Raw genomic sequence first — 16717 nt, forward strand, 5'->3', positions numbered from 1 at the left:
TGCGCCAAGAACTGATCCGCATCGTCACTGCGCACGATGTAGTGCGAGATCGCGATCCGGCTGTCCAGCGCCGCCTTGACCTCGTCGAGCGCGTCGCGGCGCAAGGGCGTGGACGGCGGGCCGGCCAGTGCGGCTTTGACTTCGTCTATCGGATCGGAGCGCCGGGGCGCCCGGTCGTCTTGCACGGGCGGCAGGATCGTGGTGAGTCGATCGTCCGGCGGAGCCTGCCGACGGCGGCTGATCGTCGGCGGCCCCTCCCGACGCTCACGATCCCGAGGGGCGTCCGGACGGCTGGGGCCCGGACGCTTGTCAGAACTCTGATTGCCTACATGCTCAGTCGATGGCCCACGTTGGTCACCGGAGGACTGGCTGTGGGTGCGGCGCGGGGCCTACCTGTGCGCGGCGGTACTGGTGCTCTTGCCGATCGTCACGTTCGCGATGGCGTACTTCATCGTCGACATTCCCAAGCCGGGTGACCTTCGTACCAACCAGGTTTCGACCATCCTGGCCAGCGACGGCTCGGAGATCGCCAAGATCATTCCGCCCGAAGGCAATCGGGTCGACGTCAACATCAGCCAAGTTCCGGTGCATGTGCGCCAGGCGGTGATCGCCGCCGAGGACCGCAACTTCTACTCGAACCCGGGCTTCGATTTCGCCGGTTTCGTGCGCGCGGTGAACAACAACCTCTTCGGCAGCGGCGACCTGCAGGGCGGGTCGACCATCACCCAGCAGTACGTGAAGAACGCGCTGGTGGGTTCGGCCCAGCACGGGGTCAGCGGCCTGATGCGCAAGGCCAAGGAATTGGTCATCGCCACCAAGATGTCCGGGGAGTGGTCGAAAGACGATGTCCTGCAGGCCTATCTGAACATCATCTACTTCGGCCGGGGCGCCTACGGAATTTCGGCCGCCGCCAAGGCCTACTTCAACAAACCCGTCGAGCAGCTCACGGTCTCCGAGGGCGCGCTGCTGGCCGCGCTCATCCGGCGGCCGTCCACGCTCGACCCGGCGGTCGATCCGCAGGGCGCCCGGGCCCGCTGGGCGTGGGTGCTCGACGGCATGGTGGAAACCAAGGCACTGTCGTCCAATGACCGTTCCGCGCAGGTGTTCCCGCCGACCGTGCCGCCGGATCAGGCGCGCGCGCAGAACCAGACGACCGGACCCAACGGGCTGATCGAGCGGCAGGTGACCAAAGAGCTGATGGAGCTGTTCAACATCGACGAGCGGACCCTGAACACCCAGGGCCTGCAGGTCACCACCACCATCGATCCGAAGGCCCAGCAGGCCGCGGAGAAGGCGGTGTCGAAATACCTCGACGGCCAGGATCCCGATATGCGTTCGGCCGCGGTCTCGGTCGACCCGCACGACGGCGCCATCCGTGCGTACTTCGGCGGCACCGACGCCAACGGGTTCGACTTCGCTCAGGCCGGGCTGCAGACGGGATCGTCGTTCAAGGTGTTCGCGCTGGTGGCCGCGCTCGAGCAGGGCATCGGGCTGGGCTATCAGGTCGACAGCTCGCCGCTGACGGTCGATGGCATCAAGATCACCAACGTCGAGGGCGAGAGCTGCGGGACCTGTAACCTCGCCCAGGCGCTGAAGATGTCGTTGAACACGTCCTACTACCGGCTGATGCTCAAGCTCAAGGGCGGGCCGCAGGCCGTCGCCGACGCCGCGCACCAGGCCGGCGTCGCGACCAGCTTCCCCGGCGTGGACCACACCCTGTCCGAGGACGGCAAGGGCGGCCCACCGAACAACGGGATCGTGCTGGGCCAGTACCAAACCCGGGTGTTCGACATGGCCTCGGCCTATGCCACGCTCGCGGCCTCCGGGGTGTATCACCGCCCGCACTTCGTGCAGAAGGTCGTCAACTCCGACGGCCAGGTCCTCTTCGACGCCGCCAACTCCGACAACAAGGACGAGCAGCGAATCCCCAAGGCCGTCGCCGACAACGTCACCGCGGCCATGGCGCCGATCGCCGCCTATTCCCGCGGCCACGCCCTGGCCGGCGGTAGGCCCTCGGCCGCCAAGACCGGCACCACCCAGCTCGGCGACACCACCTCCAACAAGGACGCCTGGATGGTCGGCTACACACCGTCGCTGTCAACCGCGGTGTGGGTGGGCACGGCCAAGGGCGACAGTCCGCTGGTAACCGCCTCGGGCGCACCGGTTTACGGCTCGGGGCTGCCGTCGGACATCTGGAAGGCCACCATGGACGGCGCCCTCAAGGGCACCTCCAACGAGTCCTTCCCCAAGCCGACCGAGATCGGCGGCTACGCCGGTGTGCCCGTCGCGCCGCCCCCACCCCCGCCGCCGTCGGAGACCGTCATCCAGCCCACCATCGAAGTGGCGCCCGGCATCACCATCCCGGTCGGCCCGCCCACGACGATCACCGCGGCGCCACCAGCACCCGGCGGCGGCCCGCCGGGTGGTCCCGAGCCGGGCGGTCCGCCCGGGGGCCCGTTTGGTGGCGCGCCGTTTGGTGGCGCGCCGGGTGGCGGCGTCCCGCCGGGTGGACCCCAAGCACCCGCGCCGCCACCGTGACCGACGCCGCGGAGCACGGCGCCACCACTTCACCGCAGCGGCTGGCCACGGATCTGCGCAGCGCCGACAACCGAGATTGCCCGAGCCGCAACGATTTCCTGGGCGCCGCACTCGCCGACGTCGTCGGTGGCCCGGTGGGCCGGCACGCGCTGATCGGCCGCTCCCGGCTGATGACCCCGCTGCGGGTGATGTTCCTGATCGCGCTGGTCTTCTTGGCGTTGGGTTGGTCGACGAAGGCCGCGTGTCTGCAAAGCACCGGTACCGGCACCGCCGATCAGCGGGTGGCCAACTGGGACAACCAACGCGCCTACTACGAGTTGTGCTACTCCGACACCGTGCCGCTGTACGGCGCAGAGTTGCTGAGCCAGGGCAAGTTTCCGTACAAGTCGAGCTGGGTCGAGACCGACTCCACCGGCGCCCAGCAGATCCGCTACGACGGCCGGCCCGCGGTGCGCTACATGGAGTATCCGGTGCTGACCGGGATCTATCAGTACGTGTCGATGGCCCTGGCCAAGACCTACACGGCGTTGAGCAAACTCGCCCCGCTGCCGGTGGTCGCCGAGGTGGTGATGTTCTTCAACATCGCCGCGTTCGGGCTGGCGCTGGCCTGGCTGGCCACCGTCTGGGCGAGCGCGGGCCTGGCCGGGCGCCGGATCTGGGATGCCGCCTTGGTGGCGGGTTCGCCCATCCTGATTTTTCAGATCTTCACCAATTTCGACGCGCTGGCAACAGCATTCGCGATGGCCGGCCTGCTGGCGTGGGCGCGACGAAAGCCGGTGCTGGCGGGCGTACTGATCGGATTGGGCGCCGCGGCCAAGCTGTACCCGTTGCTGTTTTTGGGCCCCATGCTGCTGCTGGGAATCCGGACCGGACGGCTGCGCGCGTGGGTCCGTACCGCCGTGTCGGCCGGGGTGACCTGGCTGTTGGTGAATCTGCCGGTGCTGGTGTTCTTTCCGCGCGGGTGGTCGGAGTTCTTCCGGCTCAACACGCGGCGCGGCGACGACATGGACTCGTTGTACAACGTCATCAAGTCGTTCACCGGGTGGCGGGGGTTCGATCCCAAACTCGGATTCTGGCAGCCGCCGACGGTGCTCAACAGCGTGGTCGCCGTGCTGTTCGTGGCCTGTTGTGCGGCAATCGCATTCGTCGTGTTGACCGCCCCGCAACGGCCACGGGTGGCGCAGCTGGCGTTTTTGGTGGTCGCGGCGTTCCTGCTGACCAACAAGGTGTGGAGCCCGCAGTTCTCGCTGTGGCTGGTGCCGCTGGCGGTGCTCGCCCTGCCGCATCGCCGGCTGCTGCTGGCGTGGATGACCGTCGATGCGCTGGTGTGGGTGCCGCGGATGTATTACCTGTACGGCAACCCCAATCGTTCCCTCCCCGAACAGTTCTTCACCACCACCGTGCTGCTCCGCGATATTGCGGTTATCGTGTTGTGCGCGCTAGTGATTCGTCAGATCTACCGGCCCGGTGAGGATTTGGTGCGGTGGGGCGGGCGGGTGGACGATCCCGCGGGCGGACCGTTCGACCGCGCACCCGACGACCCGCCCGGTTGGTTGCCCGACTGGCTGCGGCCGCCGGGGTCGCGCCGCTCGGCCGTCCCGGCAGCCGAGCACGCCGACGAGCAGGCCCCAGTGGCGAGCGGGGCGCCGTGACCCGCGCCGACGACGACGATCCCGGCGCAGCCGGGGTCGAAGGAGTGGCGCCATGACGCAGGTTGCCATCCCCATCTTCCCGCGATTCACCGCTCTCGACGCGGTCGGTCCATACGAAGTGCTGCAACGCATCCCGTCCATCGACGTCGTGTTCGTCGGGCACCACCGCGGTGAGGTGCGGACCGAGAACGGCATGCTCGGTGTCAGCTGCGACGCCACCTTCGACGACGTGGACGCACCCGACGTGGTGGTGTTCCCCGGCGGCATCGGCACCCGACAGCTCATCCACGACGAGACCATCCGGACCTGGCTGCAAGCGGTACACCCCAACACCCGGTTCACCACCTCGGTGTGCACCGGTGCCCTGCTGCTCGCTGCGGCCGGCCTGCTGGACGGGCTCACGGCCACCACGCATTGGCGGGCCGCCGACCTCCTCAACGGCTTGGGCGCCCGCTACGTGCCGCAACGAGTCGTTGAACACCTGCCGCAGCGGATCATCACCGCCGCGGGGGTCTCCTCCGGCATCGACATGGCGCTACGTCTGGTGGAACTGGTCGTCGATCGCGAGGCCGCACGGGCCGCTCAGCTGCTGATCGAATACGACCCGCAGCCGCCGTTCGACTCGGGCGCGCTCGCCAAGGCCGACCCCGCGACGGTGGCCAGGGCCGACGAATACTTGGCCGCCCGGCGATAGCGGGTTGCCCGACTGTCCGGATTTTTCTGGTCAGCCCCGTATCCGGTAGCCTGATGCGGTTGCCGACGCAGGCGACCCTCCTGCCACGGATCGTCCGTGGCCGCTTGAGACCAGAGGAGGTGGTGAGGTTTCCATGCGTCCATACGAAATCATGGTCATTCTTGACCCCACGCTCGACGAGCGCACCGTTGCCCCGTCCTTGGAGACGTTCCTCAACGTCGTCCGCAAGGATGGTGGATCCGTCGACAAGGTCGACATCTGGGGCCGCCGCCGGCTGGCCTACGAGATCGCCAAGCACGCCGAAGGCATCTACGTCGTCGTCGACCTGAAGGCCGAGCCGGCGACGGTATCCGAGCTCGACCGCCAGCTGAGCCTCAACGAGTCGGTACTGCGCACCAAGGTGATGCGCACCGACAAGCACTAACAGCAGTGGTCGCGTCGCGGGCCCACCGTCGGTGGACTTGCGTAGGCTCAGCGAGGACCACCGTCGCGGAAGCGAGTAGCAGGGCGGAACGAGGAGGAACTTGTGGCTGGTGACACCACTATCACCGTTGTCGGAAACCTGACCGCCGACCCCGAATTGCGGTTCACGCCGTCGGGTGCCGCCGTCGCCAACTTCACGGTGGCGTCGACCCCCCGGATCTATGACCGGCAGAGCGGGGAATGGAAAGACGGTGAGGCGCTGTTCCTGCGATGCAACATCTGGCGGGAAGCCGCCGAGAATGTCGCGGAAAGCCTGACGCGTGGTGCCCGGGTGATCGTCACGGGCCGGCTCAAGCAACGCTCTTTCGAGACCCGTGAGGGCGAGAAGCGCACCGTCGTCGAGGTGGAGGTCGACGAGATCGGCCCCTCGCTGCGGTACGCCACGGCCAAGGTCAACAAGGCCAGCCGCAGCGGTGGTGGCGGCGGCGGCTTCGGCGGTGGTGGCGGCGGCGGATCACGCCAGCAGTCGGCGCCGGCGAGCAGCGCTCCCGCTGACGACCCGTGGGGCAGCGCGCCCGCATCGGGCTCGTTCGGTGGCGGAGACGACGAACCGCCCTTCTGATTCGAGAAACTTCAGTAATAGAGAACGGAAAGAAAAACAGACATGGCCAAGTCCAACAAGCGGCGGCCGGCTCCGGAAAAGCCGGTCAAGGCACGCAAATGTGTCTTCTGCGCCAAGAAGGATCAAGCGATCGATTACAAGGACACCGCGCTGCTGCGTACCTACATCAGCGAACGCGGCAAGATCCGTGCGCGTCGCGTCACCGGCAACTGTGTGCAGCACCAGCGTGACATCGCCATCGCGGTGAAGAATGCCCGCGAGGTGGCGCTGCTGCCCTTCACCTCCTCGGCGCGATAGCCGCCGAGGGCCTACCGAAAGTACGAAACGATGAAGCTGATTCTGACGGCTGACGTCGACCATCTTGGTGCCGTCGGCGACACGGTCGAGGTCAAGGACGGTTACGGCCGCAACTTCCTGCTCCCGCGCGGCCTGGCCATCGTGGCCTCGCGCGGCGCGCAGAAGCAGGCCGACGATATCCGCCGCGCGCGGGAAACCAAGGCGGTGCGCGACCTCGGGCACGCCAACGAACTCAAGACGGCGATCGAGGCGCTCGGCCCGGTCTCGCTGCCGGTGAAGACCGCGGCCGATTCCGGCAAGCTGTTCGGCTCGGTGACCGCCAGCGATGTCGTCGCCGCCATCAAGAAGGCCGGCGGCCCCAACCTGGACAAGCGGATCGTGCGGCTGCCCAAGTCGCACATCAAGGCCGTCGGGACCCACCCGGTGGCGGTGCACCTGCACCCCGAGGTCGACGTGGAAGTCGCGCTCGAGGTCGTCGCGCAGAGCTAAGCACCCGACGTTTGCTCGTACCCGGCGGTGGCCATGATCGGCCGCCGCCGGGCTTCGTTGTGCTGCGGGCAGCGGCGCGCCCCTTGGTAGCCAGCGTCGCGGACGTGCTCCCTGGCGAACCATTTCTGGGGTGTATTCGGGCAGCGCGCTTTACCAGCCCGTAACGCTGGGAAAATGTGGCGGAAAGCCAACACGCCCGGGGCAGTAACCTGCGACGACACGCCGTAGAGATTCTTGTCCACACGAATTCAATGGCGTTGTATGGCCGGTATCTGCACCGATGTCCCAGCCCTTTGCATTAATCCACAGGTTCTCCACACCCCGCTCAACACAGGTGTCGACGGATATGCACACACGATGCACAGCTTCATAAACAGCACCCCCTTTGCGTCCTAGTCAGCAACGTTTAACGTCGTCCCGGCGCCGGGCGTGCGGGTGCCATGAGGCGCAATTGTCAGCACCTTGACTTACGCTCACGATCGATTATCGAATGTATGTTCGGGTGCGTGAACCAGGGGAGGAGGGAATCCGTGGCGGTCGTCGATGACTTGGCGTCGGGCAGGGATTCTTCGCCGCCTAGCGAAGACTTCGGGCGCCAGCCACCGCAGGACCTGGCGGCCGAGCAGGCGGTGCTGGGCGGCATGCTGCTGAGCAAGGACGCCATCGCCGACGTGCTCGAACGGCTACGGCCCGGCGACTTCTACCGCCCCGCCCACCAGAACGTCTACGACGCGATCTTGGACCTCTACGGCCGGGGCGAGCCGGCCGACGCGGTGACCGTCGCCGCGGAGCTGGACCGCCGCAACCTGCTGCGGCGGATCGGCGGGGCGCCGTATCTGCACACGCTGATCTCGACGGTCCCGACGGCGGCCAACGCGAGTTACTACGCGACCATCGTGGCCGAGAAGGCGCTCCTGCGGCGGCTCGTGGAGGCGGGCACCCGGGTGGTGCAATACGGCTACGCGGGCGCCGAAGGCGCCGACGTGGCCGAGGTGGTCGACCGCGCACAGGCAGAGATCTATGAGGTCGCCGAGCGGCGGACGTCGGAGGATTTCGTTCCGCTCGAGGATCTGCTGCAGCCGACGATGGACGAGATCGACGCCATCGCCTCCAACGGTGGCGTCGCGCGCGGCGTGCCGACCGGTTTCACCGAGCTCGACGAGGTGACCAACGGCCTGCATGCCGGGCAGATGATCATCGTGGCGGCTCGACCTGGAGTGGGCAAAAGCACCCTTGGATTGGATTTTCTGCGGTCGTGCTCGATCAAGCACCGCATGGCCAGCGTGATCTTCTCGCTGGAGATGAGCAAGTCCGAGATCGTCATGCGGCTGCTGTCAGCGGAGGCGAAGATCAAGCTCGCCGACATGCGGTCGGGCCGCATGAGCGACGAAGACTGGACGCGGCTGGCGCGGCGGATGAGCGAAATCAGCGAGGCGCCACTGTATATCGACGACTCGCCGAACCTGACGATGATGGAGATCCGGGCCAAGGCGCGCCGGCTGCGGCAGAAATCCGACCTGCGTCTGGTCGTGGTCGATTATCTGCAACTGATGTCGTCCGGCAAGAAGGTCGAGTCGCGGCAACTCGAGGTGTCCGAATTCTCGCGTCATCTCAAGCTTTTGGCCAAGGAACTCGAGGTGCCGGTCGTTGCGATCAGCCAGCTCAACCGCGGTCCCGAACAGCGCACCGACAAGAAGCCGATGTTGTCGGACCTTCGTGAGTCGGGATCGCTCGAGCAGGATGCGGACATGGTGATCCTGCTGAACCGGCCCGACGCGTTCGAGCGCGACGACCCGCGCGGGGGAGAGGCGGATTTCATTCTCGCCAAGCACCGCAACGGCCCCACCAAGACGGTGACCGTCGCGCACCAGCTGCACTTGTCGCGGTTCACCAACATGGCGCGGTAGGGGTAACGGGGTGCGCACAAACTGTTCGAAACCAAGGGTCGAAATCTACGCAGGCATCGAACGTCTGCACTAGCCAGCCATCGGCAAGAGTTTAGCCAGTTGGCTCGCCTGAAAGTGGCCCTTACTGCGTCCCCGGCCCTTGTGAGCGCGGGGCGACTGTCGCAAACCTCTTCAGGGTCCGGCAACCCGATGGCGGTGAGCCGAAAACAGTTCGCCGAACTCGGCGATGGCTGCTTGAGCCGCATCGTCATCGCGGTCGTGTTGAAGAGCAGGTGACGCCAGATACACCAATGCCCGCGCCAGCGCCAGCACCCCGACGTGGTGACGTTCCGCGACTCTGACCAATTCGGCTAACGCCTCGTCGAGGCTGCAGCCTAGCTTCGCAATCAGTACGCCTTTGGCGACATCAAAGATCCGCGCATCCGAATACTCACCGCAGTTCATCGCCGCTCACCTCACTACGCCAGCCCGCCCCAGGCGCGGGACTACCCCGGTGAGGGAGTCCTATTCGCGTGGTCTGGGAATGACGAGACACAGGTATGCGTCGATACAACCCACTCGAACCAAAGCCGCGTGGTCAGCGACCGAGCCCTTCCCCGCGCGCCCGCGGCCAGCCGTCGAGCGCGTCGCCGATGGGCGGGCCCATCTTGCCCGTGACGCCTATAGCTACCTGCACCTACCCCTGGTCGCCGGCATCATGCTGTTCGCTGTCGGAGCGCACGCCACCATCGAGCACGCCACTCACCGGCTGCCGTTGCTGTCCGCGATCGCACTGGCCGGCGGCATGGCACTGTTCTACTTCGCTGACGTCGCCTACCGGTGGCGCGACCACGGGCAGGCGCCGGCCGACCGCGCCGTCACCGGAGTAGCCGCGGCGGCGACCCTGCCTGCCTTATTGCATATGCCCGCCCTCGCAGCGCTCGGCCTGCTCGCCGGCATCGGAGCTTGCCGGTTGGTCTGGGAGTTGTGGCGGCGCCCCCGGATCGGTCCGGCCGTAGCAGGACAGGCACGTTGAGGGCCGAGACACAGGTAAACCGGCGCTTAAAGCGCCATAACCGACAGGAGAGCACGATGTCACAGGCACGACGCCTTTCGGGCCGAAAAATAGCTGTGTTGGCAGCCGACGGCTTCGAGAAAGTGGAACTGGTAATTCCGTTGCGCGCGTTGCAATTGGCCGGCGCGAAGGTCGATGTTGTGTCGCTGCGCCCCGGTCGCATCCGCGGGGTGAATCTGCACATGCCGGCCAGCCGAGTCGGCGTGGACAAGGTTGTCACCGAGGCCGACCCCGGCGCCTACGACGGACTGCTGCTTCCGGGCGGCTTCATCAACCCCGACCTGCTGCGGCAGTCGGCGGCGGCGCGGGATTTTGTCCGCGCGTTCGACCACGGGGCCAAGCCGATCGTCACGTTGTGTCACGGTCCTGGGTGCTTGCGTCGGCAGGATTGCTCAATGGGCGCACCCTGACCTCCTGGCCGGGAATCCGCGATGACCTGGTGAACGCCGGCGCCGACTGGCTCGACCGCGAGGTCGTGCGTGACCGCAACCTCGTCACGAGTCGGGGGCCACAGGACATGCAGGCGTTCTTGCCGGCGATGCTCGACATCTTCGCCGAGCCGAAGAATCACTCGCAGACGGTCACGAACCATAACGGCTCGGATCCGCAGCTCGACAAGCCGCTCGGCTGGGCCGTGTCCGCCTTGCGCTGGTCACCGAAGCCCTCGGCGGCGGCACTGACCGGTGTGGTCGCGGCCGCCCTGGCGTCACCCCTACGGAGACGGGTTTCCATCAAGTACTAGAGAACAACGCCAGCGCTACCCTAGGCGCGCTGCCAGCGTCGCCGCACGCCCGGGTGACTGCAGATAAAGCGAATCGCCTTGTGCCTGACGGTAATAACGAACCTCGGCGCGTTATGCCGTCCCACTCGGCGGTGGCTCAACGATGTAGCGAAAATGGAACTTGGCAATCGCTCGTTCGGAGTTCGGTTCAGCGCGCTCTTGTCCGGCGTCTTCGATGTCTTCCCGACAAACAGGTCAGCGCGACACCCGACCGGTCGGGTCGTGCAGGCACTGAAGTGCCCTCCTAGATCTCACTGGCAAAGGAGGGATCCGTGATGCCGATGGTCCGTCCGAGAATGATGAGCTCGTCATCTGTCAGGCCGGGGCCGCCCTCGGGCGGCTGATATTCGAACAGGGCGCGGGCGTACTCGCGGAATCGTCTTGCGTCCGAGGCAGCAGCGGCCGCTGCGGCCGCACGGGTCGAATCGTGAGCCGTCGATGCGGTGTCCAAGAAGTTCATCGGGTGCGCGTCCGCCACTTCGGTGAAAACCCGCAAACCCCTAGGTAGAGCGATCATTATCCGCCGTGCAGGCTGAGAACTAAAGATCGAAGCTAAATCGGCTTGAGCTGGCGTTTTGCAGCGAAGATCAGCAGGCCACCGCGTGCAAGGCCACTCGGAACGCGTGCTAGTGAACAACATCAGTGCAACGAAATTGCCTGTGGGACAGAGTATTGTGCGCAATTGCGACGCGGAGTAGCGTGAGGTTTCCAACAGCAGGCGGCCAGAACGCAAGCTAAGTGGGCATACTGTGGGACACTCGGAGCTAACCAGCCTCATCGGCCTGCGAGACGGCGATGGGAATCGAATCCATCTCGTCCGCGTGGATGTTCCCAGCGGGACGAGCGGCTACATGCTCAGGGTCGGGACGGGAAAGGTGTTCCTGAGTGCCGGCGATCTCGCCAGGCTCAACAACGTCATCCGGTTCGAGTTGCATTCGGCGCACCGGACCCATTTGTTGATTTGGGCGATCCAGCTACTGATCTTGTGCGCAGTGGCATGGTTCCTCACATCCGGCATCACCGGGCCGCTGTTTGTCTACCCCTGGTCCTATTGAGATCACCGCCCCATCAAGCACGGATCGCGCTGCGGGCCAACGCTTCTGGAGCGGTTTCGCGCCTTCATGGAAGATCGCGGCCAGCCGCCCGCGCGTCGTAGTGACTACCTTTCGTCAATCGGAGCAGCAGGTAAGCCGAAGTAGCGCGCACTGCCATCCACAGGCGACATCGCTTGTGCATGAGCCCGCCGGCTGAGGACTTGTCCGCTCGAGTCCAGACGGTGTAGCGCAGCTATAGTCGGTGCGTGTTGCCTACCTATGATCGCGATTCATGACCGGAGGAGCACCAGGACCGGCGTCGCCGCAAGCACAGCCTGGCGAGCTCGCCCCGCTCGATATCGTCGGCTCCGGAGTCCTTCCCCCGGTCGCTGCCCGAGTGCGCCGACATTTTTGGCTGCTCGAGCGGTTGGCGCCCTCTTTGGGATCGCGGTGGGCAGTCGAGTTGTGGTGCACCCCACCGGTTCTCGAGTCGGACCTGCGCATGCCACCAGGTGTGGCCCCGGGCAGGCCGCTGGAAGCTTATTGGGATGGGCATCGGATAGCTGGTGAGGAATGGGGCGAGGGGACACCGATATATCTGGTACATGGTTGGGGCGGGCAGCGCGCGCATTTGGCAGTGTTCGTCAAACCGCTGGTGGAGGCTGGGTACCGCGTCATCGCATTCGACTTGCCTAGCCACAACGAATCTGACCCGGGTGCCCTTGCGCCCGGGCGTACCACTGCCATCGAGTGCGCCGACGCCGTTGCGGCGATGATCGAAACCCACGGGCCCGCCCACGCGGTGGTGGCTCACTCACTCGGTGCGAACGCGACTGCGTTGGCGGCGGCGCAGGGCGCACCTGTTGGGCGCTTGGTCTTCTTGGCGCCCATGGGCGATTTCCGTCTCTATCTTGACCTGTTCGCCGCACGGCACGGCTTCGGTCGCCGGATCCGCGCCGGCCTGCAACGCCGTCTGGAAAAACGAATCGGCATGCCGTTGCACGAGACGAACATGACGCGGATCGGTCAACGAGCCAATTACCCGCCGCTGCTTCTCATCCATGATCCCGACGACCCGGACAGCCCTTATGCCGCGAGTGAGCGGCTCGCATTGTCATGGCAAGGCGCACGATTACTGACCACGCGGGGGCTCGGTCGACTGGCTCATTACCGAATCCTGCGCCATCGCCCGGCTATTCGGGCCGGGCTAGAGTTCATCGGCGACCAAGCGGGCTGAGTTCAGCTGCGACCGCGGTCCTCTACCGCCGCGCCCGGTATGCTGCTGCAGCTCTTCTATCAGGTCGGATGCCTGGGCCTTGGTCAGATCATTCGGGACCTCACGCCCTGCCTCCTGCGCCAGCGTTTGCAAGTAGCTCCGCTGCGGTCCCGTCATCGGCTCGTCGCCCGTGACCCAGTCGGCTGTGTCCTTTTCCGCCGTCTCGTTCGGCGCCTGTTGCAACTCGTCGCTCATGTCTCGATCACCTCCGACGGACGTAATAGCCGTCGTACATGTGTTCGAAACATATCCGCTCAGCGAATTTAGTGGTCTGAGCGCGTCAGCGGAAACGGATGTTCAACGTCGCCAGGCCAAATATCTTGCGGCCAGCCGACTTCGCGCCGACGAGCACGACTCCGCTGCGGGTTTCCGGGTCCAGTGACTTGATCCGGCCGCTGTACTCGATGTCGGCACCCTCGGTGGCCGACACGACCACGGGCTGGGACAGCCGCACCGCGTAGCGGGTCACCGCACCGGGATCGCCTGACCATGCCGAGCCGAATCCGGCACCCAACGCCATGGTGAGCATTCCGTGGGCGATCACGTCGGGCTGGCCCGCCAGTTTGGCGAGGTTCTCGTCCCAATGGAGCGGGTTGGCGTCGCAGGCCACCCCGGAGTAGTTCACCAGGTCGCCGCGCGACAGTCGTGCGTGGTGGACCGGTAACTCGTCGCCGACCTTCACGTCATCGAAGGACGGCGTTCCCGGGGTGCGGGTGGTGCCGGCGTGGGCGATCCGAACCTCGTCCGCCGGGCGCACCGTCTTCTGGTAGTCCTCCTCGGAATAGTCGATGCCGGCGAGGTTCACATCGTGCATCATCACCTTTTCCGCGACGCTTCTGATCGCCGGATCGACATCCTCGGCGGTGACGCCCACGACGGTGGTGTGCAGGGTGTGCACCCGCTCGCCGGCCGTATCGGTGAACGTGTTGGTCACGGTGATCAAGTCTCTGCCGGCGATCCTGCGCACCGATGACAGCTCGACGTCAACGTGCAGTTCGTCTCCGGCCACGATCGGGCGGTGCTGCTCGAAGACTTCTTCGGTCTGCAGGTACATCTCGTAACCGATGACCACCGATTCGAACAAATGCCGATTGGCGGCCATGGCCGGGGCCGACGTGAACGTCAGCGGCGCCACCAGGTCCGGATATCCCAGTTCAGCGGCGGCGTCGAGTTTCCAGTGCGCAGGGTGATAGTCCTGCACGGCGCGGGCGAACTCGCGTAGTTTCTCGCGGCCGACCTGGTAAGTGTCTTCGATCCGGTAGTAGTGGCCGACCCGCGCTTCGAGTGCCGACGCTTCGGTTGCTGCTGTCATGGATTGCTCAACTTTTCTGTCGGCCTGTTCACGGAAGCCGACCTACGCACACTAACCCGGCGACATCAGGCCACCGAAGGCCGCAACGCGGATGACAAGATTGCCCGAGTGTGTTACCGCTGGCCGACCCTGGCCGAGGCCGTCGACACTCGACGTCGTTCAGCCACAGTGTGCCGCCGATCCGCCACGGAGATGAGAAAAATCCGTCCCCCATTTTGCTGAGAATTCTGCGACACCGCAGGTGGCATGGCCATCATCCGTCTCGGGTTTGAGAGCCCACAGGCCGTAAGAGGCGCCAGACGCTCCGCCGGCAACTAGGTCAACCGCCTCGAACTGGCGAAGTCTTCGGCGAGATCTGCGGCTGTCGCGACGCTTTGGGCGGCTGCAGTCATCCGGCCGGCAAGTTCGCGGGCGCGGATTGCATACTCCGGCGCCAAGATCCGTTGCAGGTCCGCGACGAGCGATCGCCGGCTAGTGGCCGACAGGCGGCGGTGCGTGCCCACCTTGAGGCGCCGTTTCACCTGAGCTCCCCAGAGGATCTGGTTGACGTCGACGGAGAGGATCAGCGCGGGGATCCCGGCGCGCAGACCTGCCGCCGTGGTGCCCGAGCCGCCGTGGTGCACGACGGCGCGGCAGAGGGGAAAAATGGATGCGTAGTTGACCGCGTGCACCACCTTGACATGGTCAACATGCGGGACGTCGGCAAAGTCGCTCCAGCCGGCGCAAATCAGTGCCCGCTCACCCAACTGGGCGCATGCGCCGCTGATCATCTCGACCGTGTCGGACGGAGATTGCACCGGCATGCTGCCGAAGCCGAAGAAGATCGGCGGTGTGCCGGCAGAAGCCCACGATGCGACCTCGTCGTCGGCGCTCGTCGGCAACTCCATCGTCAGTGCGCCCACGAAGGGCCGTTGATGCTTCCATCGCGCCCATTCGGCCGCCAGGCCCGGGAAAATCACGTCGTCGTATGCCTGGATTTCCAATGATCCCCGTTCGGCAATTCGCCGCGGTGAACCATATGTTGCCTTCGGTAGGCCGAGCCGGCTGCGCTGCGCATTCTCGACCTTCTTGATCGCGCGCCACCACAGCCAGTCATGCAGCGTCAGCACCAAGCGAGAGGCCGACGCGGGCAAGATCGGCAACGATTGGCCGTTGGGACGCACCGGGGCATGGTGCAGCGTGGCCAACGGAAGCCCGTGGTGTTCAGCGACATTGGCCGCGATCTCCTGGTAAGTCTGACCGGCGAGCACCAGGTCGGCTCCGTCCGCCAGTGAAGTCAGTGTCTCGTTCATCTGCACCCAGGCCCCAGTGCTGACTTTCCACAGCTCGCGTCCCCACTCCGATAGGTCACGCATTCTCCAGAACGTGCTGAACACGGAGGTAAAAAAGTTGCGGAACACGTCCAGCCATACCCGTGTCTCCGCTCCGTAGGGCACCGCGGTAAGCCCGGCCGATTCCGCGAAGTCAACCAGGTCGGGCGGGACCGCGATGCACACGTCGTGCCCTCGGCGCTGCAGCTCACGGCCGACTACAACCGACGGCTCGATATCGCCTCGAGTCCCGTAGCTCGCCAACACAAATCTCATTGCGGATCTCAAACTTTCGGTTGTCGCGCCGCCCGGCGACGTATCGTTCCCGAACCGAGCCAAATGCCGACGACGCGGGTCGACGTACCCACGGCCGGCCACAGCCCCGGTGCCCACATCTCCGGTAGAGCCAGAGCCTAGACATGGCTCCGCGGCGACGGCAGGTTTCGGCGTCCGCCGCCCACATTGCCAACGGGTTCCGTGAGTCAGCGCAACTCGCTGAACTAGCACTGGGTGTCCGGTTATGCTGCGGTCGTCTGGGCCGAGGGTGTGGGCCGCCGCTTGCAATCCGACGATGCGCCAGGGAATCGAACAGTCATGACCGCGATGAAGTTTGTGCTGGCAAATTGGGGAACGCGTGGCGAGGTCGAGCCGTACCTAACGATCGGCCGTGAATTGGTTCGCCGCGGGCATGACGTGAGTATGGCCGTCGCTCCCGAAATGGTCGATTTCGTCGAGTCAGTCGGACCCGCTGGGGTCGCCTATGGGCCAGAGTTGAAAGCCGTCCTGGACCCGCACCGCGACTACTGGACGTATTGGTTCGGCAACCCGTGGAAAATCCGGAAATTGGACCGGATGTGGCGAGAGGTGGTGCAACCTCTTACCGAGTGCCGAGCGGAGGTCAGCAGGACGCTGACGGCTTTAGCAGATGGAGCCGACCTCCTGCTTACCGGCATGAACTATGAAGACACGGCCGCGAACGTCGCGGAGTACTGCGGCATTCCGCTTGCCACGTTGCATCACTTCCCGTGGCGGCCCAACGGCAGGCTCGTGCCCTTCCTGCCGGCACCGGTGGGCCGAGTCGGCATGAGCGTCTACGACTGGTTGTTGTGGCGTGGATCGAAGTCGGCCGATGACGCGCAGCGGCGCGAACTCGGATTGCCCAAGACAGCAAGTCCTTGGACGCGGCGAATCGCCGAACACGGATCGCTGGAAATTCAGGCTTACGACGACGCCTGCTACCCAGGGCTTGCCGCCGAATGGGCGAAATGGAACGGCCAGCGCCCCTTCGTCGGTGCGCTGACGATGGAATTGCCCACGCCGGCCGATGA

The 16717-nt window shown here is 65.6% G+C and carries 16 protein-coding genes and 3 pseudogenes; 13 read left to right on the forward strand and 6 right to left on the reverse strand.

The window, feature by feature from the left end; genetic code table 11:
* A pseudogene (locus A5624_RS26340) lies at window positions 1–185 on the reverse strand (hypothetical protein); the annotation flags it as partial.
* Between the two features lie 136 nt (window positions 186–321).
* On the opposite strand from A5624_RS26340, the pseudogene A5624_RS26345 reads away from it, so the two are divergent.
* The 8 genes and pseudogenes from A5624_RS26345 to dnaB all read left to right on the forward strand — a co-directional run.
* Window positions 322–2538, forward strand: a pseudogene (locus A5624_RS26345) (transglycosylase domain-containing protein); the annotation flags it as partial.
* The gene (locus tag A5624_RS26350; protein WP_066873320.1) at window positions 2535–4190 is read left to right on the forward strand and encodes a glycosyltransferase family 87 protein; all 1656 of its coding nucleotides are present in this window, start codon (window positions 2535–2537) and stop codon (window positions 4188–4190) included. The pseudogene A5624_RS26345 and the gene A5624_RS26350, both read left to right, overlap by 4 nt.
* A 52-nt stretch (window positions 4191–4242) precedes the next feature.
* Entirely contained in the window at window positions 4243–4884 is a 642-nt protein-coding gene (locus A5624_RS26355) for a DJ-1/PfpI family protein (protein ID WP_066873323.1), read from the forward strand.
* A gap of 133 nt (window positions 4885–5017) precedes the next feature.
* A complete protein-coding gene (gene rpsF / locus A5624_RS26360) occupies window positions 5018–5308 on the forward strand; it encodes a 30S ribosomal protein S6 (RefSeq protein ID WP_007771721.1) in 291 nt (96 codons plus the stop codon).
* A gap of 102 nt (window positions 5309–5410) precedes the next feature.
* Entirely contained in the window at window positions 5411–5929 is a 519-nt protein-coding gene (locus tag A5624_RS26365; protein ID WP_066873326.1) for a single-stranded DNA-binding protein, read from the forward strand.
* Window positions 5930–5971: 42 nt separating this feature from the next.
* Entirely contained in the window at window positions 5972–6226 is a 255-nt protein-coding gene (rpsR, locus tag A5624_RS26370) for a 30S ribosomal protein S18 (protein WP_003874730.1), read from the forward strand.
* Window positions 6227–6256: 30 nt separating this feature from the next.
* Entirely contained in the window at window positions 6257–6715 is a 459-nt protein-coding gene (rplI, locus tag A5624_RS26375; RefSeq protein WP_066873329.1) for a 50S ribosomal protein L9, read from the forward strand.
* A 530-nt stretch (window positions 6716–7245) separates the two neighbouring features.
* Window positions 7246–8622 (forward strand): replicative DNA helicase, encoded by a 1377-nt coding sequence (gene dnaB / locus A5624_RS26380; protein WP_066873338.1) that lies wholly within the window; start codon window positions 7246–7248, stop codon window positions 8620–8622.
* Between the two features lie 171 nt (window positions 8623–8793).
* Here the strand turns inward: dnaB and A5624_RS26385 are convergent, their stop codons facing one another.
* The gene (locus A5624_RS26385) at window positions 8794–9066 is read right to left on the reverse strand and encodes an ANTAR domain-containing protein (RefSeq protein ID WP_066873340.1); all 273 of its coding nucleotides are present in this window, start codon (window positions 9064–9066) and stop codon (window positions 8794–8796) included.
* Window positions 9067–9145: 79 nt separating this feature from the next.
* On the opposite strand from A5624_RS26385, the gene A5624_RS27820 reads away from it, so the two are divergent.
* The gene (locus tag A5624_RS27820; RefSeq protein ID WP_082984759.1) at window positions 9146–9637 is read left to right on the forward strand and encodes a low temperature requirement protein A; all 492 of its coding nucleotides are present in this window, start codon (window positions 9146–9148) and stop codon (window positions 9635–9637) included.
* 56 nt (window positions 9638–9693) lie between these two features.
* Window positions 9694–10418, forward strand: a pseudogene (locus tag A5624_RS26395) (type 1 glutamine amidotransferase domain-containing protein).
* 283 nt (window positions 10419–10701) lie between these two features.
* Here the strand turns inward: A5624_RS26395 and A5624_RS26400 are convergent.
* The gene (locus A5624_RS26400) at window positions 10702–10917 is read right to left on the reverse strand and encodes a hypothetical protein (protein ID WP_156749217.1); all 216 of its coding nucleotides are present in this window, start codon (window positions 10915–10917) and stop codon (window positions 10702–10704) included.
* A 391-nt stretch (window positions 10918–11308) separates the two neighbouring features.
* Between A5624_RS26400 and A5624_RS26405 the strand changes: the two genes are divergently transcribed.
* Together A5624_RS26405 and A5624_RS26410 are read left to right on the forward strand one after the other, a co-directional pair.
* A complete protein-coding gene (locus A5624_RS26405; RefSeq protein ID WP_156749219.1) occupies window positions 11309–11512 on the forward strand; it encodes a hypothetical protein in 204 nt (67 codons plus the stop codon).
* A 271-nt stretch (window positions 11513–11783) separates the two neighbouring features.
* A complete protein-coding gene (locus A5624_RS26410) occupies window positions 11784–12728 on the forward strand; it encodes an alpha/beta fold hydrolase (RefSeq protein ID WP_066873353.1) in 945 nt (314 codons plus the stop codon).
* Here the strand turns inward: A5624_RS26410 and A5624_RS26415 are convergent.
* From A5624_RS26415 to A5624_RS26425, 3 genes are all read right to left on the reverse strand, one after another.
* Window positions 12699–12962 (reverse strand): DUF3072 domain-containing protein, encoded by a 264-nt coding sequence (locus A5624_RS26415; RefSeq protein WP_066873356.1) that lies wholly within the window; start codon window positions 12960–12962, stop codon window positions 12699–12701. The two genes, A5624_RS26410 and A5624_RS26415, sit on opposite strands and share 30 nt — an antisense overlap.
* Window positions 12963–13047: 85 nt before the next feature.
* Window positions 13048–14079 carry a fused (3R)-hydroxyacyl-ACP dehydratase subunits HadA/HadB gene (locus tag A5624_RS26420; RefSeq protein ID WP_066873359.1) on the reverse strand — a complete coding sequence of 344 codons (1032 nt, stop codon included), beginning with the start codon at window positions 14077–14079 and terminating at the stop codon, window positions 13048–13050.
* Window positions 14080–14393: 314 nt separating this feature from the next.
* Complete coding sequence (locus tag A5624_RS26425) at window positions 14394–15665, reverse strand: glycosyltransferase (RefSeq protein WP_066873361.1); 1272 nt, start codon at window positions 15663–15665, stop codon at window positions 14394–14396.
* A 318-nt stretch (window positions 15666–15983) separates the two neighbouring features.
* Between A5624_RS26425 and A5624_RS26430 the strand changes: the two genes are divergently transcribed.
* On the forward strand, window positions 15984–16717 hold a 734-nt coding region (locus tag A5624_RS26430), incomplete at its 3' end, for a glycosyltransferase (RefSeq protein WP_232002341.1).

Origin of the sequence: Mycobacterium sp. 1482292.6 (assembly GCF_001672995.1) — a bacterium.
Lineage (GTDB): Bacteria > Actinomycetota > Actinomycetes > Mycobacteriales > Mycobacteriaceae > Mycobacterium > Mycobacterium europaeum_A.